Consider the following 20,187-nt stretch of genomic DNA (forward strand, 5'->3'; position numbering starts at 1 on the left):
TAAGGCGCTATACTTATTTGATGTCCTAAGTCCTTGGAGTTTGTTTAGTTTGTCTTGATAATTTCAGCAACAATATTGCTGAATGCTTGGCATCCCAACGAACCACCAAGATCGGGCGTTCGGTAAGACGGATTTTCTAGTGCCGCATCAACCGCAGAGATGATGGCTTTCGACGCCGATACAAAATCAGAGCGATCATGTTTTTGTCCCATCCAGTCAATGAGCATCGCAACCGATAGAATCATCGAAACCGGGTTGGCAATGTCTTTCCCAGCAATATCAGGCGCTGAACCATGTTGAGCCTGAGCACAACAAATTTCATCATTAGCCATTACTGATCCTGCAAGCCCGAGGCTTCCGGATAACTCACTCGCTAGATCACTGATGATGTCACCATAGAAGTTGGTCGCAACCAGTACATCAAAGCGCTCCGGGTTACGGACTAAATGCGCGGTGGACGCATCAACCAGCAGATCGTCCAACTCGACTTCTGGGTACTCTTTAGCAACATCACGCACAGCTTCTAAAAACAAACCATCTGTCATGTGGAAACTGTTTGCTTTGTGAATAGCGGTCACTTTTTTACGGCGAGTCATCGCTAGCTCAAACGCTTTACGTGCAATACGTTCACTACAATGGCGAGTAATTTTACGAATAGACAGAGCCATATCAGGTGAAGGTTTTACTTCGCCCCAACCTTCTGTCATGTTGCGATCTGGGTAGAAACCTTCGGTCGCTTCTCGCATGATGACTAAGTCGATAGATTTCCCTTCACTCATGTTGGTAGGAAGAAACGAACGTGATCGAGCTGGACGAACGTTTGCATAGAGATCCAAACCGATTCTAAAACCAGCAGATACGTTGCGCCCCCCCTGTTCTGGTTTAGGGTAATCTGCATGTGACTGTGTACCTAAAATAATGCCGTCATACGATTTGGCTTTTTCTAGTACTTCTTGTCGCAACGTTGTTCCATATTTATTCAGACTTTCAAAGCCAACATCTTCATAATCTAAAGTCAGATCTAACCCAAACTTTTGGTCGGCTGCGTTAAGCACATTGATAGATGCGTTGACGATTTCTGGGCCGATACCATCCCCTGGTAAAACGATAAGTTTCATAGTGTTCCTCTATTCGAGCGTTGGTTGTTATTAAAAAATGGAGCATTAGCCTTCCAGTAAAGATTTCAAATGAAGCACCGCACAGTGCGGGCTAGATAAGACTGGCTTTCCTGTCGCTTTTTCCAATTCAGTTTTGGCATACGAAGACGAGAAGTGCGCCAGCATATAGGCAGACTCATTCGGCAGTGCTTTAGCCGCTTCAACCACCAATTGGTTGTGCTTATCAACATCTCCATGACTTAGTGCTATGCGTGATTCTGGCACGCAGACACAGGTTAATTCAGCAGCAATACCTTGGGAGTGGGCCTCTAGGTAGTACTCTCTTTCCATACCTTCCATCGCTGGAGCAAAAGAGCCGATCATAGATATGGGGGAATTCAAGCTTAGGGCTTGCTTAAACATCGCTTCGTTTGGCTTCAGAACAGGGATTGAGGTCTTCAATGCGACTTGTTCTATTGCGTCACCAAATGCAGAGCACGTGAACATGATCGCATCAGTACCTGTTTGCTCAGCCATCTCGGTAAGATCAGCGATCCGACGATATAGCGCGGGTGTAATGTGTTCAGATTTAGCACGTTCAATACTTAACGACTGATCCCACAAATGTACCAGCTGAGCTTCAGACCATAGCTCTTCGAAGGCTTTCTTTATCGGCTCAATTGCGATATCTACAGCGTGAATTAGGGTAATTGTTTTCATAAACCATGATTGTATTTTGTGTTCATTAAAAACATTTTTATTTTAAGCGCTAAATTTGTCAACAAGATGTTAAACACAAAAATAAACCCTAAATTAACATGATATATAGCCAACAATAAAAACTAATAGTTATTTATCAATGATTTAAGCTTAATTGCTATGTGGGCAATCAATGCATTCAAACAAAAACATTGTAAAATTGTTTTTTGTGGTTGTTAAATACATCACAATTTAGCCCATGCTTCATATCAAGCCATCATTAGTATTCACAAAATACAATTTATGAAGGATAATGATCATGACTTGTATAAAAAGAGTGATCTGGATGACCACATCAACAAAAGATAAAAAGCAGGATTCAACACTTTTGTTGGCCAGCAAAGTGCTTAGCGAAATAGCAAAAGAAGGCTTAGCTATTGGCGCACATGTCAAAGAAGTCGAATTTTCAAATAGACTTAAAGTTTCAAGAACACCAATCAGGAATGCATTTGCGCATTTAGAAAAAGAGGGTTTTCTAGTAAAGAGGCCTAATCAAGGATATTTTCTCGCAGAATCTGCTGATTCCAAGTCATTGTCAGAATTAGAGATTTTGAGCCCAGAGGCATCAACTCTCAGCCCACTTTGTTACCTGATAGGTCAGGATTATCTAAGTGGAAAGTTGACAAAAAGTTTTACTGAAAATGAACTGATGGCCCGTTATGAAAAAAGTCGGAAGATCATTCAAGAAGCCCTAATTACCATGGAAAAAGAAGGCTGGATGAGTCGCAGTCTTGGCTATGGATGGGAGTTTAACGAGTTTATCTCCTCCCCAAAAGCGTATGCACAGAGCTACCGATTCCGTCAATTAATCGAAACACAGGCACTAAGAGAGACTGATTTCGTTGTCAATTCGACTAAAATACAAATGTTACGTATGTCCCAAATTGAAATCCTCAATAACAATAACAAACTGGTTTCCGCTGGCGACATGTTTAATGCAGGAGTCTTATTCCATGAAACTTTAGTCTCAATGTCTGGCAATATTTTTCTGCTTGATTCATTAAAACGAATAAACCGGTTACGCCGTTTGATTGAATACAACGTCAATACGAAAAGAGCGATCCCGAGGAAAGAATGCGAAGAGCACTTAACGCTATTGACATTGGTTGAAAATGGTCAGATGGAGGAAGCCGCAGCATTCTTAGAAAAACATTTAGGTCGTACTGCGGCGGAGAAAGAAAGTATTGCAGCCGAGTTGTTTGGATGAATGCATATTTGGAAGTTGTTAGGCATACCTTTGCCACCACTGATAAAAATCGCTACTTTTTAAACGTCCATGTTTTCCTTTTGAATCTGCATGAATAATTGGTCCACCCCAACCAAATTTGTTACTAGGTTGTAAACCTTTTGAGTTGTCACACCTAATTTCGGATAACTTTGGGTAGGGCAAACTCGTATTGAATAGATATAAACAATTTTCAGAACTAAATCACAATGGGGCAAAAATGTTTTAGGAATGACAGAGTATCGATTGCGATCGCGGCCATTTTAGTATGATACCCTATTACCCAGTATGAATCTTTATTACTCTTCACACCATCTGCCATCCAATTTCCTCAGCTATTAACTACCACTGTCGTATATTTAACTATTGCTTTTTAAATCAAATGCTTACCTTGGTTGTGTCATTGGGCCCAACAATTTCCTGTTTATGAAATTATATCGTGGCAACCTTTCTGCTATGAATCATTTGTATAAATTAGATGAAAGTGCACAGTAATAGCTTCTTATGTGCAATAATTTTTTTGCATATATTGAATTTGATTTTTTAACCAAAATGTATCAGCGAAATGTGCAAAATTTATGTCTTGTAAAAACGTTCCAAACTATGTTCAACAACGGTCTATTGAAGAAAGGTGACAAGGTTGCGCTAATCACTCCAATCTTTACGCCTTACCTAGAGATTCCAGAACTGAGTGAATACGAACTGGAAATCGTTGAACTACGTCTGGATGAGACAACATGGCAACTGCCGATGTCTGAAATCGAAAAGCTTGCAGATACAGGCATCAAACTGCTTTGTGTTGTTAACCCGGCAAACCCAGCGTCTGTGAAGTTCTCGGATGAGACTCTGGATAACCTATCAAATTTTGTGAACAACGAACGTAGCGACCTGTTCATTGTGACTGACGATGTATACGGCACATTTGCGGACGACTTTGTCTCACTGTTTGCAAAACTGCCATACAACACGCTTTGTGTGTATTCGTTCTCTAAGTACTTCGGTGCAACAGGCTGGCGTTTAGGCTCGATTGCGATTCAACACAACAACGTGTTTGACGATGCAATGCGTAGCCTTCCTGAAGTGCGTCAACTTGAGTTGGACGATCGTTACAAAACGCTGACTCCGGAACCTCGTGAGATCAAGTTTATTGACCGTATCGTTGCCGACAGCCGTAGCGTAGCGCTTAACCACACAGCAGGTTTGTCGCTTCCTCAACAAGTTCAAATGGCGCTGTTCTCATTGAATTGTCTGATGGACTCAGAGAAAAACTACAAAGAAGCATGTAAACGCATCATTCGCGAGCGTTACAAAACTCTGTACAAAAACATGGGTGTAGAAATTGAAGAAAACAAAGATCGTGTGGACTACTACACACTGCTTGAGCTCGACACTCTGGGCGGCAAATTGTACGGACCAGCATTCGTTGAATGGTTCAAAGCGAGCGAGAAAGGCAAAGACTTCCTGTTCCGCCTTGCACATGAAACCGGCGTTATCCTACTTCCAGGCCAAGGCTTCGATGTAGTGCATGCATCAGTTCGAGTTTCGCTAGCAAATCTTACTCACCACGAATACGAGCTTATCGGTCGTGCAACACGCAAAGTGTTGGATGAGTACTTTGCTGAATTCAAAGGCTAATGAATCCAGCCTGATTAAGAATAAGCCTCGGCGTTGTCGAGGCTATTCCGACCAAATAAGCACAGTGCGCGATATTGTGTTTATTTAGTCGCCAAGCTAACAAACTTCTCAATTAAGAGTGACTTATGAAAAGCATTATTTCTATTCAATCTCATGTGGTTTATGGCCACGCAGGAAACAGTTCTGCAGTCTTTCCGATGCAGAGAATGGGCCTCGAAGTCTGGCCAATTCACACGGTTCAGTTTTCAAATCACACTCAGTACCAGCAAGGTTGGACTGGACAGAAGTTTGGGGCAGATGAAATTCATTCTCTAATGAGAGGCTTAGATAACATTGAGAAGTTAGGCGAATGTGGCGCGATACTGTCCGGTTATCAAGGCAGCGCAGAGCAATGTCGTGCGGTGGCCGAAGCGGTAAGTTTAGTCAAATCGCGTAACCACAGCGCGCTTTATGTGTGTGACCCAGTTATGGGTGATCCAGACAAAGGTTGCATTGTGGCAGACGGTGTCAAAGAAGCGATAAGCCATAGCTTGTTGCCCATCGCTGATGTGATTGTTCCTAACCAGTTTGAACTGAGCGAGTTAACAGGTGTGAAAATTAACTCTCTCTATGATGCAGTCACTGCATGTAAAAAAGCCTTAGAGTTAGGACCGAAAATGGTATTGGTGAAACACCTGCATGCACTAACAGATGACGCCTTCAGTATGATTTTAGCGACGCCGAAAGCAAGCTATTTGGCCCAACGCCCTAGTGTTGAATTTGCTATGCAGCCAGTCGGTGTCGGTGATTTGATTTCTGCGATTTTTACTTCTTGTTTGGTGAAGAAGATGTCTCCTGTCGCAGCCTTTCGTCATACACATAACGCCGTTTACGGTGTATTGGAGATCACCAAAGGCTATGGCACATGGGAGCTACAGACGATCAATGCCCAATACGAATTTGTCGAACCGACGCATGAGTTCAACGTCGTGAAAATTGCTTAGCGCAGTACCTAATTAACGGAGAAGCGTAAAGTTAGCATATAGAAACTTGGCATAATTGCTTTGATGGATAGCATCCTACAATCGCGATTATGGGGTTTAGCCGTGCCTAGCTATAGTAACTCCAAACAACGAAACGGACTTCATTTTGACCCAATTAACTTCAAACTGAGTCTCTGGTCATACGCCAGAGAACATTAAATGAGACTGATTATGAATCGTTTAATTTCCTCTGGTGTGACGGTTGTACTTTCGCTGCTGATAGTAGCTTGTAGTTCACCCCATACGCTGGATGTTCGTGTTTCTCAAAGCAACTATAAAGATGTCGAGATCGCGAGTTCGACACCAAATGAGCCACTTCGAATGTGGGCCAATGAAGCTCCGGATTTTCTCTACTCGTCGCACAATCAAACCACACCGATCAAAGTAGAGGGTGAACAGCTCAATATTTTGGCCTTATCGGGTGGTGGCGTAAACGGCGCGTACGGTGCTGGCGTTTTGATGGGCTTACAGGAAAAGGGTGAGCTGAAAGACTACACCATCATTACGGGCATCAGCGCAGGTGCGTTAATTGCGCCATTTGTTTTCATCGGTGGTGATGCAATGCCAAAGATGAAAGAAGTCATGCTCAACATCAACGACAAAAGCGTCCTGGGTAAAAAGAACTTTTTAAACACATTGTTTAAGGACGCGTTTACCGATGGCGAGAACCTCTATGACTTCATTGCGGACGCTTACCCTGAGCCAATGATTGAGGCGATGGCACAGCAACATCGCAATGGTAAACGCCTCTTTATCGGCAGTACCCATTTTGATTCAGGTGAATTAGTAATTTGGAACATCGGCGCGATTGCGAATAGTGACTTAGTGGACAAATCTGAATTGATCTACAAAGTGCTTGCCGCAAGTGCATCGATCCCTGGCGTTTTCCCTCCACAATTTATCGATGTTGAACATGATGGGGAAACACTTGAAGAGTTACACGTAGATGGTGGTCTTGCAGCGCAGGTGTTCTTTAATCCGTCTAACTTCAACTATCAACAAATTTCAGAGGCTCTGGGGTTAGAAAAAGCACCTCAGTTGGATGTGATTCGCAATGGTGCTTTGAAAGCACCGTATCGACCACTAAAAGACAAAGGGTTGGATTTGGTATCGAAAAGCGTCTCAAGCCTTACGTTAGCGCAAACTCGTGGTGATCTGTATCGAATGAAATACATCAGTGAAATCAACGATATTGAGATGCAGTTTACTTACATCGACCAAGACTTCGGGTACGCCAAAGTGACGAAAGACATGTTCGACCAACATTACTTGCTAACGATTTACGAATATGGATTCAAAAAAGCCACCCAAGGACAACTTTGGGTGACTGAACTCCCTTAATACAGGAAAAAAACACAATGAAAAAAGCCGTTCTAACGTTAATGATGCTCACTGCTTCTGCGACTGCATTTGCACAAAGTGGTGCTCACCTTGACCAGCAAAAAGTCGACAGCGACATGCAGCAACTGTCTGCCATTAAAGAAGAAGGTGCAGCCTTCATCATGATTGATGAGAACTCGAGTTACGTGGCAGTCGAGTACGTGGGTAAGTGGGAAGAGATCAACAACTATGTCTCACACAAAGAAGCAAAGCAACGCAAATTGGAAAAAGTGAACAAACAGTTTGTGTATTCGCAAACGGGTGAAACGCTAACGTCATTAGAACAGAAGATCGTTGACCATATTCAAGCCGATCAACCTAAGTATTTTAGTGTGGATGTTTACCGCGATTATCATGGTGACTCGGGTGAATTTAACTATTTGGCTCGCGTTGTTGAGTACAACTAAGATGGAAGAAACCTACAGACTTTAGTAGGTTTTTTTATGTCGTCGAGAAGGAAGTCAAACGCAGCTTGTTACCGTTACCGAGTAGCAATTCTACTATCTTGTGATAATTTAATTAGATAACTCTAAAAAGTAAGCACAACCTATGAATTTTAGTTTTGAACAACTTCTCGCGTTCGTGACCGTTTATGAACAGCTTTCATTTAGTAAGGCGGCGGTCAAACTCAATAAGCACCGAACCACTATAGGGCAGGTGATCACCAATCTTGAAGACCAACTAGCCGTTAACTTGTTTGAGCGAGTCGGTCGTTCGGTAGAACCAACAGAAGATGGCCACCATCTGTACCACTATGCTAAGCAAACCATCGAACAGGCTCGTACTTTCGATAAAGTCGCACTGAGTCTTTCTTACGGTGGATTAGAGAATGTTAGTATCGCCTATTCAAGCGCTATACCACACCGTTTTCTTGTATTGCTTCGTATTCAATTAGCGGCAGATTTTCCGATGATGCGAGTTAACTTTCTTGTTCGTAATCGCAACGAAATTAAAGAGGGTTTACAGAATGGTGAGTATCAATTCGGTATTGTCAATGTGCATGATAGTCGAGCAATACATAGTCTGGATGCGACGTTTTTAGGTCATTTTGAATTTGTTCCTTTCGTCCAGAAAGGTGGTGAACTCGCTTCTGTTGCACCAGATCGAGTATTGACAGCCTTGAGGAATAGTAAACAATTTGTATTGCGGTCTCTTATTGAAGAGGGAATGGGCGAAAAAGTCATCGTAAGTTCGAACCATGAAGAGGTCGACCAATTGGCCCTTGTAGTGAAAATGGTTGAAGCAGGTTTAGGATGGGCGATTCTCCCCAGAACGTTTGCCCATTCGGAGTTTTCTAATAATCATATAGAGCCAGTGGAAGCTTCTGAATTATTGGAAGGTTTTAAGTTTGGTTTTGGCCTATGGTGCCAACCCTCTAAGCAAGTCGGTGATGTAAAAAATTCAATCATGAAGGTCGTTACAGAATACCGAGAGAAAATAATCCGTGATATGACTTAGCGGCGACATGTATCCTGCTCATCCCTCTCAACAACAAGACTCAACGTGAGTCTTGTTTTTTTGTGTCTGAAAAACGTTATCGTTCTAGCGAAGAGCTAATGTCTATTGGAAGGATATAACCCTCTATATGAGAGTATGGAGTCCATACTTTTTGGCTTAATCTAACCTCGCTCAATGGGTAAGCCCAGAGCAAAAAGTGTTTTTACCATATGTCCGCTGCAAGGACGCAGATTTTCAGCCGGGTTTAGTTACCCGGCTTTTTTTATAGTAATAAAAATGTCAGCTATCACCCCAAGCTCTCTGTTACAACTGGCTTGTTACTTCGCTTAGCAATCCAGTACGCAACGCTACCCCAAAGCACAGTGAGTGCCCAAAGTGCTGTCCAATGTGGAGCGACTTGTTGCCAGGTTGCCCCCATTTGGTTTAGTGCTAAGAAAGCTTTGATCGCCCAAGTGCTTGGGCTTAAATCAGCAATCCATAGTAAGGGAGTAGGTATGGCTTCAATCGGCCAAATAAAACCAGCCAAGAAAATGAGCGGCATAGAGCTCACTAAGACGACTAAGGTGACAAGTTCACGCCGAGGTAATAAGTAGCCTAGCCAGAAGCCTAGTCCGCAACAACCTAAAAAGAACGGGAACAACATAGCCAGCAATTCGCCCGCGTTGGCGATATGGTTTACGTTTAAGCGTTCGAAGCTAAAACCAAAATAATAGGCGCCGAGTAAATAATAAATTGCCACAAATACTAACGTTCTCACAAGCAGCAGCGATCCCGTTGATACTTGTGACCAATAGCCACGACCATGACGCTGTGTTCCCGTTTGTAATCCAACCGCCATGATCAACGTTTGTTGTAAAATCAGAACAAATACTGCCGGCACTACGTATTCGATGTAACCCATGGTTGGGTTGAACGTCGGTTTCATATTAAGCTTAATAGCAGAGTAATTATGGCTAGCCATACTCATGGGCACACCATCTATCACCATTTTACTGACTTTCACTTGGGCCCCTAATGTGCCTCCCGCTTGGGCCAATCCTTCTACCACGGTTCCGTACACGAGAAAATACGAGGCGTCCGCAGCGTAGGCTAGAGTCGGGCTTTTACCTAGCATTAGGTCTTTGTAAAAGTGTTCTGGTATGACTAAAAAACCGGTGATCTCTCGTTGTAAAAATGCTTGCTTTGCATCGGCAATCGTATGAAGTCGAGTGACTACGTTGACTTGCGGGGTGGCATCAACCATACGTTCCAGCTTTAAACTCGTCTGACTACCATCTAGATTAACAATCGCGATTGGTTGTTCACGAGGCGTTTGTTGTGCATAAGGCAAAGGGTATAAAAACGAGTAAAATACGACACCACCAAACACGGTCAACGTAACGACTGGATTGGTTAGAACGGCCTTAAGTTCCGCTTTAATCAGTTGCCACAATGTCATACCGCCTCCTTCGCTTGGCGTGTTGATGAAGCTGTTCGATGTTTACCCATCAAGGCTGCGGTAATGAGCAGGGGCACAACGTAACCAATCATAGGCCATAGCGAGCTTAAAGATTGTGCGGCCGATGCTCCATAGCTTGCTTGACTCACTTGTACTTCAATGTAATGGGTAATCGGCAATAATGAACGCCATGCATAAGCGAGCGTGTTCATGTCAGAAACTGGGAATGTAATTCCCATGAACGCGAAGCTTGGAGCCGTAAATGCGCCAGCAAAACTCATCGCACGTGCAGGCTCCATCGACAAGAAGAAGAACAACGCTCCCATAATGATACAGGCGATAACCGTCGCCAATTGTGCTAGTAGCATAACCACAAAACTGCCTTCCATTGGCCAATCAAGCACAGAATAAAACCAGTACAAGAACAACGCACCTTGCGCCATAAAGACCGGAATGTACTGACTTAATAGGGTAGTGAGCCTGGCGTATGGCTTTTCGCCCAAAAATGCAAAGCCATTCTTTCCACCATAAATGCGAAAGTGCGCGGCAAGAATCAAAATAGTGCTTACTACAATACATATTTGCCAAATGGATGGCACGATAGCCGTTACCAAAAATTGTGCGTAGTTATTGTTACGGTTAAATAATGCGGTTATTTGTGTCGACACGGGTACAGCCTGTCCAGCCGCTGCTAACGTTGTGGTGTTACCCTTAGCCAAGTTGCCCATTACTTCAACCTGAGCGTCGAAATAGCCTTGTGCTTGCGCAACGGCAGAGTTGATCAGTTTCGCTACCAAAATGTACTGACTGTTGTAAAAGACAGAAAGTTGAGGTTGGCGGTGCTGGAGAATATCTTGGTCGAACTTAGATGGGATGACCGCGTAAGCGTAGATATCGCCTTCAATCATCGCATTTTTTGCTTCGCTTGCACTGGTGTAGTGATAGTTAACAGCCAGACTCGACGACGCATCCAAAGATTGAATGAGCTTTCGAGAAAGTTGGGAATGTTGTAGATCAACCACACCGATTGGCAGATCCCGGGCAATGCCCGCAGAGAACACTCCCCAAATCATCATCGCGAGCAAAATCGGTATCCAAGTAAGGCACGAAAGCAACCACTTGTCTCGTCGTAAGATATGCCGCTGTGAAATCTTAATCGTCATAGCATTAACCTAGTGGTTGTGATTAAAGTTCAACGACAACACTCATTCCCATACGCAGTTCAGGTTCGGGTTGAGCTGGACGAGCTTCTACTTCAAAGGTACGAAGATCAAAACCTTGAGAAGCATCGGTTGCTCTCCACGTTGCAAAGTCACCCATAACGGCAACATGCGTTACTTTGAACTCAACATTTTTGTTTAAGGCAGGCAAATAGGCATCAAAGGTTGCTCCTTTTCTAAAGTGTTGAAGGTAATCTTCACGCACATTAAGTGTCGCCCAGGCATCTTCTGTATCTATCACAGTAACTACTGGGAAGCCCTGAGGTGCTAATTCACCACTTTGAAGCAGAACTTGAGAGACTTCGCCGTCGAACCAGCTGTAGATCTGAGTATCTTTCGCATACGCTTCTACTTCGGCTACGGCACCTGATGCCATGCGCGCTTTTTCCGCCGCAGCCACTTTGGTTTCACTTCTAGCGCCTTCTTTTGCCATTTCGTACATTTGAAACGCGGCACTTTCTGTGTATTTCGCTGCTTGCCACTGAGTTAAAGCTTCATCGCGTTTTTGTTCTGCAACCACGCCATCGTTATAAAGGTTATTCACACGATTGTAGGTTTTTTCCATTAAATTCGCAGCGGCTTTGGCTTTCATCCACTGATCTTTTGCTGCTTGGATTTGTTGCTCACGTGCGCCTTTCTCAGCTTCTTGAGCTAAGGCGTCCGCCGCTTTTTCACCTGCTTTTGCTTGTTCTAACTTCGCTTCAATTTCAGGACTATGAAGGGTAAAAATAAGCTGACCTTTCTCTACATCGTCGCCTTTACGTACCATGACCTCATCAATACGCCCTGGAACTTTTGAGGAAATACTGTATTGCTGGGCTTCAATTAATCCCTGTAAGCGGATCGGTTCCGGTTGATAGGCTTGGTAAAATTGATACCCAACCCAAGAGGCAACACCCAAAGCACAAAGTGAGAGTAAAACGGGTTTTAGTGATTTAGCTGCCATGATTTATTTCACCTCTTTGGATGTTGAAGCAGGGATATAAGCGGTATTTTGATATTGTTCGAAGCTGTTCATTTCACTGCTCAATGCGAGTAGCTTGGTTAAAGATATTAAATAGCGGAAACGCGCCGCTGAACGTTGTGTTTCTATACTCGCGACATAAAGTTGTGCATCCACAACATCCAGAGAAGACGACAGACCCTGAGTAAATGCTTTTTCACGCAAGCGCAGGTTTTCGTTAGCGAGTTCAATGCTAGATGCGAGCCCTTGTACTTCATCAATGGCTTGCTGAGCCTCCAAGTATGTTTTTTGGACTAACAGCGATAAGTCTTGTTTGGCTTGGGACTTTAATGAGTCGACCTGCGAGACGACGCTTTGAGCGGCTTTGACTTTTTCGCTTCGCCCTGATGATTCAATCAGTGGAATGCTGACACCAACACCAACTAACCAGTCAGGCTTCATTTGGCTTGCGAGAGAATCGTCTTCATACAAGCTGTAGTCGCCGTAAAGATAAACTTCAGGGTAGTATTTCCCTTTTTCTGCTTTGATTAAGCTAGAGGCTTGTTTGTGTTTAGCGCTCAGAAGCTCCAACCCCGGATAGGTAAGCAACGTTTGATCGACAAAAGCAGTAAGAGGGGGAAGACTGTCGTTGATAAACAAAGATTCAGCGGGCTCTACGGCATCATCTTGCGCGAGTAATTTACCTAATGCAGCCTGAGCGATACTCAAATCACTGGCTGCTTTACGTGTTTCTACGGATGCTTTATCTAAAGAAGCCTCGGCTTGCAGGCGCTCAACGTGCGCGATTTGTCCTTGCTCTTCAAGCTTAATGGCAAAATCTCGATGCTTTTTTAGCCCTGCTTCAACCGCTTGCCGCGTTGCGAGTACTTCCTTTGCCAGTACGACAGAAAAGTAGTACTTCGATAAATCTTCAAAACGCGCTTGTTGTTCCATTAGAAGCTGACTTTTCGCCTCATCCGTTTTGCCTTCTGCAGCTGATTGAGCCGCAGAAATTCGACCACCAGTAAAAATCGGCCAAATCGCACGAATAGACGAAGAGAAAATATCGCGCTCGGTTATGGTCGAAGTGGTATTAGCTAAGGCACCAAAAATAGGCTGAAAAGCAGGAGGTACGTTAATGTGTGCTCCTGTGCTGTCTAGGATCTGTTTTCCCGACAGCGTGATATCGGTATCTAAACGCGTGTAATTCGCGCCAATAGTAACCTGAGGTAAGTTGAGATTGCTGGTGGCACTCTCTTGGTATTGGTAGTTCTCGACGTTTGAGCGTTGAGCTTTGAGAGAATAGTTGTTTTCTAGCAATAGCTGCCATGCGGTATCAAAAGTGATCGGTGCCGCATGACAGGCAAGGGAAATCGAGCTGCTAAGTAAGCCCAGTATCCAAAACTTTCCTGTTTTTTTCATAATGGCTGCTTTGTCGTAGAGTATTAGCTCTAATATAAAGGATTCGTAACTGCGTGTTAAGTAGGAGGGAAAATTGGGCAGTAGTATGCGCCCAGTTATATTTGTGCTGGGCGCGGGAGATGTTACAAATTTATTTCGTATATGGACAGTGAAACTCCGCTCTCCACTCGAGCTGACGAGAACCTCGCATCGTATTCAATAGATCTTTTCCGCTCATTTGAGGGAACGATAACAGGACTTTGAGATCAGAAGTACCGCCTCCGTTTTTTTCATAAGCCCTGACGTGTGTAAATGTTGAATACATATTCTCTGACAGCATCGCCTTATTCAGGCATATTCCAAAGGTATCGCGTTCCATGTTTGGTGTTCCTTCTAACTATAAATGCACCTCTGTTTATAGTTTTCCAGTTTTCAGATGGTGTCTAAGTGTTTGTCATATAGTCAGTATTGGTGTTTTGTTTTATTTGTGTCCAAATCACTGACATCAATGTTGAGCTTTTAATAGACTTCCAGCTTCACTGCTTTCAAACCGAAACTCTCATTGGTTTCGTTGATTAAAAATTATACGTTGTAAAGTCTAAAAACGCCTCAAAAACCGCTAAAATCGATGTGATCGCGATCATGATTTTAAGGGCAATTTATGTATGGAATTGAGTATCAGAGAGGAATGCTAAATTTGGTGAATGGTTGTAATTTTATGTTTCAGCTCGTCGATTAATTAACCGTAAACTCTGCGGTTTGCTTGCCTTCCTCACAGATTTATCACCGCGACAACGTCATGCTGTTAACTGAGTGTTAACGTTACGCTCAAGAGTGAATCACAAGGATGTATCAATGAGTTGGAAAACCATCAGCTTTCGTAAGCGGATGCTCATTATCATGACGCTATCGGGGTTGATAGAGCTGTTATTGCTCGTCGCCGCGGGTTTCACTTATCTCAAAATCAATCAAGAGCAAGAAATGGGAGAAAAAGCACTGGGTGTTGCCCGTTTTTTAGCGGACTCAGCGGTTGTTCGTGAAATGATCGAAACCCAAAACCCCCAGCCATACCAACTTCGCTTTAGAGAATTAACCGAAGCCATAGGTGCTGCATTCATCGTTATTGGCGACCATAAGGGAGTACGCTTAATCCACCCTGTTGATGAGCGGTTGGGCAAGCCAATGAGAGGTGGCGACAATCGTCGAGCGCTAGAACGGGGATTGTCTTATGTTTCGACGGCACAGGGTTCGTTAGGTTATTCAGTTCGTGGTAAAGCTGCGATTTTTGACGAGCAAGGGAACATCATTGGTGTGGTTTCGGTTGGCTATTTGCTCGACCGACTGCAAGACCGCATCGAACCATTTTTGGCCTTTTTGATTTTAATGGTCATCGTAGTTGTCGTCGCTAATGCCATTGTATCCAATTATGCGTCGAGAAAGTTTCAGCGCGCGATTTTAGGCTTTGAGCCTGAAGAAATAGGGCGGTTGTACGGCGAATTAGAAGTGACGATGAGCACTATCAAAGAGGGCGTGTTAAGCATTGATGCCCAAGGGATACTTCGCTCGATAAATCGTAGTGCCTGCCAGATTCTCGGTATTGATAGAGAATCAGCGCTCAATAAACCTTTGACTGACACGCTGCGTGATAGCGATCTATATACAGTGTTAGAAAGCGGGCAGGAAGATCATGATATTGAAATATTCCTTAATCATAAGCGCCTGATTGCAAATCGCTCTCCAATTTATGTTGATGGAAAAATCGTGGGGGCGGTATCGAGTTTCCGTTTAAGGGATGAAATCAATGATCTAACCGAGCAGCTATCACAAACCAAGGAATATGCAGATTTGTTACGTTCGCAAACCCATGAGCATCGCAATAAGCTAAACACTATCAGCGGGCTAGTACAAATGGGTGAGCTTGATGCGGTGCAAAAGTTAATTGGACAAGAAACCGCACACTATCAAGCAATGATTGAGTTTTTAAGAGATACCGTTAAGGACCCGCTAATTGCAGGTATGTTGCTTGGAAAAACTGAACGTGCTCGCGAGTTAGGCTTACAACTGGTGGTTGAGGAAGGCAGTCGTCTGGAGCCCCTGCCTGAGTGGCTAAATTCGGAAGACCTAGTCACAATTTTGGGTAATTTGATTGATAACGCTTTCGATGCCACGTTAACTTCAATTCGCGATGAATCAAATGTTGCGTCAGAACGCAGAAACATTGATGTGTCCGTTAGCGATTACGGAAATGAAGTGATACTTGAGGTGATAGATCATGGCTGTGGCCTCCCAAAAACAGTGGATCCACAAACATTATTTACAAAAGGCGTTTCGACGAAATCTCGTCAAAATCGAGGTGTTGGGTTACACCTTGTCAATCAGCTTGCTACTCGATATCACGGCCATGTTGAGATGATACCCAATACAAATTATGGGACAAGAATAACGGTGTACTTACCCAAGGAAGAACAATTATGAGTATGGCGACTCGCGTAATGATCATTGAAGATGATCTGGCTATTGCTGAGCTGCACCACAAATACTTAAGCCAACTGACAGGTTTGGAAGTGGTTGGAATTGCGACCACGAGAATGGAAGCAGAAATGCAACTCGACATTCTTAAGCCAGATTTACTATTGATGGATGTCTATCTTCCCGATGGCACAGGGCTTGAGATACTAAATACACTGCGTGCAAGTAACCAAACGTGTGATGTCATTTTGATTACAGCCGCAAGGGATGTCGATACATTACAACAGGCGATGAGGGGTGGCGTTGTCGATTACCTGTTAAAACCAGTGATGTTTCCACGCTTAGATGCCGCACTGAAAAAGTATGTGTCCCAACGCCAACAACTAGACATCGTAGAGAGTTTGGATCAGAACCTCGTTGATAAAATGCTGCAGTCTCACGCCAATCAAGACAACTTGCCGAACCGATTACCAAAAGGGATTGATGGTGTAACCCTAGACAAGATCAGAGAGTTGTTCTCAAATGGAAGTGCGCTGACCGCTGATGAGGCAGGTGAAAAAATCGGAGTGAGTCGAACAACCGCTAGACGTTATCTTGAGTTTCTTATTAGTACTGGTGAACTAGAGGCTGATTTAAACTATGGGTCGGTAGGTAGGCCAGAAAGGTGCTATAAAAAAGTGACACGGTAGCGTTTACATTGATGCTCTATGCAAAATAAAAAGCGATGGCTTGTTTTAGAAACCATCGCTTTACAAATTACTGCTGTTCCGCTCTAAGAGGTTAGAAGTTGTATTCTAACTTCGCTTCGATAGAGCGCTCAGCGCCAAACCAACAGTTATTTTTGTCGTAACAAGAATAGTATTCTTTATCGAATAGATTGCTTGCAGAAAGCGTGACGCTAGCCCCTTTCATTGATTCAGATACCGTTGAGAAATCGTAACTTGCTGCTAAATCAAACAAGGTGTAGTCCGGTACGTTTTGACTATTCTGTGCATCAATTTGTGCTTCTCCGACATAGCGAACGCCAGCACTGGTACGAAGGCCTGAAAGATTTCCTTCAAAGAAGTAATTGGCCCATAGAGAGGCCGTTTGCTCAGGTACCCAAACCGGCGTTTTACCTTCTTGGTTGTAATAACTGTCCTCGGTAATCTCCATATCGGTATATGTATAGCCTAGAGTGAAATCAGCTTGTGCTGTGGCTTGCCATTTTGCCTCAAGTTCAATACCTTGTGATACCACTTCGCCCGCTTGATAGTTCGGTGCATATGGATTATTCGGATCGGTCAAGATCGCGTTTTTCTTCGTAATATGGAAGAGTGCTAAGTTACCTGAGATATCACCAGATAATGGGGCGTATTTAAAGCCTAACTCCCATTGATGACCGGTTGATGGCTCAAATGCTTTACCAGAAGAGTCGGCACCCGCAATTGGCTCAAAACTTTCCGAGTAAGTAAGATATGGCGAGAGACCAAAATCTAGCTCATACAAACCACCGACTCGGAAAGATACGTTGGTATCGTCTAACTCTTCCTTGCTCTTGGATACTGCTCCTAGATAATCGCTAACGGCGTCTGTATTTGAATCGTATTTATCCCAACGAAGACCTGCAATCATTACAAGTTGGTCGTAACGAACTTGATCTTGGAAATAAACGCCAATCTGCTTCGTTTTGATATCTAAGTTTTGTTTGTATTGGAAATTCAGTGCATTACGATCAATGCTGTTGTGGTCAGGATTAAAAATGTCCTGAGTTAGCGAATACCCAAGCGTGTCTTTGTATTTTACATCTGAATCTAGATACTGATAATCAAGCCCGAACAATAAGTTATGTTCAAAATTTCCTGTTTTAACGTAGCCAGATAGTTGGTTGTCAATCACAAAGGATTTGGATTTTTCATCGGTTAAATAGGCATTTCGACCAACGGTACGGTTATCCGCTTCAAGTGCACCGTTATATGTGTTTTCCTGATAGGCATCGGCGGTCATGTAGCGGGCATTCTGTAGAAATTGCCAATTGTTGTTAAAGTCGTGTTGGACTTTGTAACCCATCATCAGAACTTCGCGTTCGTAAGTGTTCCAGTCCTCATCCCCTAAATAAGTGCTTGGTGACATCGAGCCAAGTGGGTTTTTAATCACTGAGCCAGACGCAGGCACAGTCGTGTAGATACCTGCTGATGGATCATTTTGATAGTAAACATTCACGTTCACTAATGTGCTTTCTGTCGCTTGCCAATTGAAAGATGGGGCGAGTACGTAACGTTCATCTTCAGACGTATCGGCTTGACCATCTCGCTGTTTTGCCAGGCCGACGATACGGTAATCAACATTAGAATCACCAACTTGTCCTGTGGTGTCGAACGTCAGTTCTTTTAGGCTGTTAGTCCCTGTACTAATCGAGACAGAGTGCGAGGGTGTTGACTGAGGCGCCTTGGCGATAATGTTGACCATACCTCCTGGTGGAATATTGCCGTAAAGAACAGACGTTGGCCCTTTAAAAACCTCGATTTGCTCAAGAGCAACGGAATCGACCTGCGGTTGAAGGTTCCAACCGTTGTACAGCAAAGGAAGACCATCATAAAAGTTGGTGTAGTTAATAAAACCACGAATATTGAATAGGTCAAGTCGGGAAACGGCACCGCCACGCAATTCTGTATTTACGCCAGGTGCATAACGCAATGCTTCGCTCACCGAGTTTACGCCGCGCAGGTCCATGTCATCTTTAGTGATTACCGTGATCGCTTGCGGTGTTTCCTCCGGTTCTAAAACGGTTTTAGTTGCGGTGTTTCGGTATGTTTCTCCTAGCACCGTAATCGTTTCGTGTTGGGATGTGCTCTCAGTTGCATTGGCGTGGCCAGCGAGCAATGCGGATACGACGACAGCAACCGCTGAACGATGAAATCGAATCGGACTTTCCATATTTATAAATTCCACTACTTTTTCTATTTATTGATAATGATTGTTATTTGTATTCTATATTCAAAGAAATAGGAAAAGTTAACAATTTGGTGCAAAACACTAATCTTTGGAACTTATTCTTCTGTTCTTAGGTTTTAAAGATAGCGCGTCGTTTGGCTCTACAGGAATCCAATACTGCATTTGTGCTTGTTCGCTATCAACATCATAACCTTCTGGATAAAGCTCTAACTCATAACCATCGATAGCATGATAATTAGAGTAGGGTAGCCAATGTAAAATAAACCATTCCAGCGTTGAGGCGAGCTCTGATGCTTTGCCTATGTGTGTAATGACGGCGTAGGTTTGCTCAGGAACAGCCAAGAGGTCTAACCCCGAGTTGGAAGAGTTCGTTGATCTTGGTGCGTTTGCTGTTGGACTGCACTCATAACCTGCCCAATACTCAAGTTGTTGGTTGTTTGAATACGCTTGCGTCACATCAATCACGCCAAAGTAACTACTTTCCGAATTGTTAAGGTTTTCAGATGAATAAAGACGTGACCAAAGTGACGGTACTTTGGATTGGAAATCGGGCGTAGCGGAAAACAATCCGTGAATAGGTTCATGATAACCAGCAAGTTCAAAAGCCGGTTTTGTTTCTATTCGAACTTCAATAAAGCGCTGATGTTTTTTCTCTTCTTCTGGTGTCTTACGCAGCGTCAAAGGTTGCCTCAACCCGGAGAGTTGTTGCGTTTTTCGATATTCGCGGGGGCTTTTTGAAAACATATTCCTGAACGCACGGCTAAATGCGTGTTCAGATGTAAATCCCATTTCTATCGCTATATCTAACGAGCGGTCAGAAGTATGGATTAAGCGCTCAGCCGCAAGGCTAAGTTTAAGCTCTCTGATGTAGTGAGCGACGGATACGCCAGTGTGTTGTTGAAATACGCGTTGCAGTTGCCAGCGCGACCAACAACTTGCTTTCGATATTTCATCTACGCTCAGAGTGCTGTCTAAGTTGGTGTGAATGTAGTCAAGCACCGATTGTATTCGGTTTATGGGATGTGGGTTAATGGCGCTTGATTTCATGGCGTTCTACTTTCACATTAATAGTGATTTCATTATCTTTAATTGAGTATCATTATCAATAGGGTGATGAAATAAAAAGTAAGTAACACAGATCACGATAAAACTGTAATGGCTTGCAAGGATGAGTAATTATTGCCCACATTAGAGTTTTTGCTTAAA

At 43.5% G+C, this 20,187-nt stretch carries 16 protein-coding genes and 1 pseudogene; 8 read left to right on the forward strand and 9 right to left on the reverse strand.

Annotated features, from left to right (window positions below):
• Positions 1-44 precede the first annotated feature (44 nt).
• Complete coding sequence (locus tag R8O11_RS10950) at positions 45-1,118, reverse strand: isocitrate/isopropylmalate dehydrogenase family protein (protein WP_258493736.1); 1,074 nt, start codon at positions 1,116-1,118, stop codon at positions 45-47.
• A gap of 45 nt (positions 1,119-1,163) precedes the next feature.
• Positions 1,164-1,817 (reverse strand): aspartate/glutamate racemase family protein, encoded by a 654-nt coding sequence (locus R8O11_RS10955; RefSeq protein ID WP_033906188.1) that lies wholly within the window; start codon positions 1,815-1,817, stop codon positions 1,164-1,166.
• A 325-nt stretch (positions 1,818-2,142) separates the two neighbouring features.
• Here R8O11_RS10955 and R8O11_RS10960 point away from each other — a divergent pair, with 325 nt between their 5' ends.
• The 6 genes and pseudogenes from R8O11_RS10960 (at position 2,143) to R8O11_RS10985 (ending at position 8,576) form a co-directional block, all read left to right on the forward strand.
• Positions 2,143-3,063, forward strand: coding sequence for a GntR family transcriptional regulator (locus R8O11_RS10960; RefSeq protein WP_161781344.1), 921 nt, complete (start codon positions 2,143-2,145; stop codon positions 3,061-3,063).
• A gap of 609 nt (positions 3,064-3,672) precedes the next feature.
• A pseudogene (locus tag R8O11_RS10965) lies at positions 3,673-4,716 on the forward strand (bifunctional aspartate transaminase/aspartate 4-decarboxylase); the annotation flags it as partial.
• Positions 4,717-4,841: 125 nt separating this feature from the next.
• Positions 4,842-5,699, forward strand: coding sequence for a pyridoxal kinase PdxY (pdxY, locus tag R8O11_RS10970; protein ID WP_033906186.1), 858 nt, complete (start codon positions 4,842-4,844; stop codon positions 5,697-5,699).
• Between the two features lie 210 nt (positions 5,700-5,909).
• Entirely contained in the window at positions 5,910-7,079 is a 1,170-nt protein-coding gene (locus R8O11_RS10975) for a patatin-like phospholipase family protein (RefSeq protein WP_033906185.1), read from the forward strand.
• A gap of 17 nt (positions 7,080-7,096) precedes the next feature.
• Positions 7,097-7,525 (forward strand): hypothetical protein, encoded by a 429-nt coding sequence (locus R8O11_RS10980; RefSeq protein WP_033906184.1) that lies wholly within the window; start codon positions 7,097-7,099, stop codon positions 7,523-7,525.
• A gap of 142 nt (positions 7,526-7,667) precedes the next feature.
• A complete protein-coding gene (locus R8O11_RS10985; RefSeq protein WP_033906183.1) occupies positions 7,668-8,576 on the forward strand; it encodes a LysR family transcriptional regulator in 909 nt (302 codons plus the stop codon).
• Between the two features lie 286 nt (positions 8,577-8,862).
• Here R8O11_RS10985 and R8O11_RS10990 read toward each other — a convergent pair whose 3' ends face one another.
• From R8O11_RS10990 to R8O11_RS11010, 5 genes are all read right to left on the reverse strand, one after another.
• Positions 8,863-10,014, reverse strand: a complete 1,152-nt coding sequence (locus tag R8O11_RS10990) for an ABC transporter permease (RefSeq protein ID WP_033906182.1) — start codon at positions 10,012-10,014, stop codon at positions 8,863-8,865.
• Positions 10,011-11,177: an ABC transporter permease gene (locus R8O11_RS10995; RefSeq protein ID WP_033906181.1), complete on the reverse strand. Its 1,167-nt coding sequence runs from the start codon at positions 11,175-11,177 to the stop codon at positions 10,011-10,013. The genes R8O11_RS10990 and R8O11_RS10995 overlap by 4 nt, the downstream gene beginning before the upstream one ends.
• Before the next feature lie 22 nt (positions 11,178-11,199).
• A complete protein-coding gene (locus R8O11_RS11000) occupies positions 11,200-12,180 on the reverse strand; it encodes an HlyD family secretion protein (protein ID WP_033906180.1) in 981 nt (326 codons plus the stop codon).
• A gap of 3 nt (positions 12,181-12,183) precedes the next feature.
• The gene (locus tag R8O11_RS11005) at positions 12,184-13,599 is read right to left on the reverse strand and encodes a TolC family protein (protein ID WP_005387166.1); all 1,416 of its coding nucleotides are present in this window, start codon (positions 13,597-13,599) and stop codon (positions 12,184-12,186) included.
• Positions 13,600-13,729: 130 nt separating this feature from the next.
• Positions 13,730-13,957 carry a hypothetical protein gene (locus R8O11_RS11010; protein ID WP_005377125.1) on the reverse strand — a complete coding sequence of 76 codons (228 nt, stop codon included), beginning with the start codon at positions 13,955-13,957 and terminating at the stop codon, positions 13,730-13,732.
• A gap of 476 nt (positions 13,958-14,433) precedes the next feature.
• On the opposite strand from R8O11_RS11010, the gene R8O11_RS11015 reads away from it, so the two are divergent.
• Together R8O11_RS11015 and R8O11_RS11020 are read left to right on the forward strand one after the other, a co-directional pair.
• Complete coding sequence (locus R8O11_RS11015; RefSeq protein ID WP_033906179.1) at positions 14,434-16,053, forward strand: sensor histidine kinase; 1,620 nt, start codon at positions 14,434-14,436, stop codon at positions 16,051-16,053.
• The gene (locus tag R8O11_RS11020; RefSeq protein ID WP_033906178.1) at positions 16,050-16,736 is read left to right on the forward strand and encodes a response regulator; all 687 of its coding nucleotides are present in this window, start codon (positions 16,050-16,052) and stop codon (positions 16,734-16,736) included. Before R8O11_RS11015 ends, R8O11_RS11020 begins: the two co-directional genes overlap by 4 nt.
• A 91-nt stretch (positions 16,737-16,827) precedes the next feature.
• Here the strand turns inward: R8O11_RS11020 and R8O11_RS11025 are convergent, their stop codons facing one another.
• Positions 16,828-18,963 (reverse strand): TonB-dependent siderophore receptor, encoded by a 2,136-nt coding sequence (locus tag R8O11_RS11025; RefSeq protein WP_033906177.1) that lies wholly within the window; start codon positions 18,961-18,963, stop codon positions 16,828-16,830.
• Positions 18,964-19,062: 99 nt separating this feature from the next.
• Positions 19,063-20,028: a helix-turn-helix domain-containing protein gene (locus R8O11_RS11030; protein ID WP_033906176.1), complete on the reverse strand. Its 966-nt coding sequence runs from the start codon at positions 20,026-20,028 to the stop codon at positions 19,063-19,065.
• Positions 20,029-20,187: the final 159 nt, after the last annotated feature.

The organism is Vibrio sp. 1288, assembly GCF_033344475.1.

What these genes read in the sequence shown, in the direction of transcription:
- R8O11_RS11000 (WP_033906180.1), bottom strand. Translation starts at nt 12,180, where the DNA reads ATGGCAGCTAAATCACTAAAACCCGTTTTACTCTCACTTTGTGCTTTG.
- R8O11_RS10985 (WP_033906183.1), top strand. Translation starts at nt 7,668, where the DNA reads ATGAATTTTAGTTTTGAACAACTTCTCGCGTTCGTGACCGTTTATGAA.
- R8O11_RS11015 (WP_033906179.1), top strand. Translation starts at nt 14,434, where the DNA reads ATGAGTTGGAAAACCATCAGCTTTCGTAAGCGGATGCTCATTATCATG.
- R8O11_RS11020 (WP_033906178.1), top strand. Translation starts at nt 16,050, where the DNA reads ATGAGTATGGCGACTCGCGTAATGATCATTGAAGATGATCTGGCTATT.
- R8O11_RS11005 (WP_005387166.1), bottom strand. Translation starts at nt 13,599, where the DNA reads ATGAAAAAAACAGGAAAGTTTTGGATACTGGGCTTACTTAGCAGCTCG.
- pdxY (WP_033906186.1), top strand. Translation starts at nt 4,842, where the DNA reads ATGAAAAGCATTATTTCTATTCAATCTCATGTGGTTTATGGCCACGCA.
- R8O11_RS10955 (WP_033906188.1), bottom strand. Translation starts at nt 1,817, where the DNA reads ATGAAAACAATTACCCTAATTCACGCTGTAGATATCGCAATTGAGCCG.
- R8O11_RS10990 (WP_033906182.1), bottom strand. Translation starts at nt 10,014, where the DNA reads ATGACATTGTGGCAACTGATTAAAGCGGAACTTAAGGCCGTTCTAACC.
- R8O11_RS11030 (WP_033906176.1), bottom strand. Translation starts at nt 20,028, where the DNA reads ATGAAATCAAGCGCCATTAACCCACATCCCATAAACCGAATACAATCG.
- R8O11_RS10975 (WP_033906185.1), top strand. Translation starts at nt 5,910, where the DNA reads ATGAATCGTTTAATTTCCTCTGGTGTGACGGTTGTACTTTCGCTGCTG.
- R8O11_RS10980 (WP_033906184.1), top strand. Translation starts at nt 7,097, where the DNA reads ATGAAAAAAGCCGTTCTAACGTTAATGATGCTCACTGCTTCTGCGACT.
- R8O11_RS10995 (WP_033906181.1), bottom strand. Translation starts at nt 11,177, where the DNA reads ATGACGATTAAGATTTCACAGCGGCATATCTTACGACGAGACAAGTGG.
- R8O11_RS11025 (WP_033906177.1), bottom strand. Translation starts at nt 18,963, where the DNA reads ATGGAAAGTCCGATTCGATTTCATCGTTCAGCGGTTGCTGTCGTCGTA.
- R8O11_RS11010 (WP_005377125.1), bottom strand. Translation starts at nt 13,957, where the DNA reads ATGGAACGCGATACCTTTGGAATATGCCTGAATAAGGCGATGCTGTCA.
- R8O11_RS10960 (WP_161781344.1), top strand. Translation starts at nt 2,143, where the DNA reads ATGACCACATCAACAAAAGATAAAAAGCAGGATTCAACACTTTTGTTG.
- R8O11_RS10950 (WP_258493736.1), bottom strand. Translation starts at nt 1,118, where the DNA reads ATGAAACTTATCGTTTTACCAGGGGATGGTATCGGCCCAGAAATCGTC.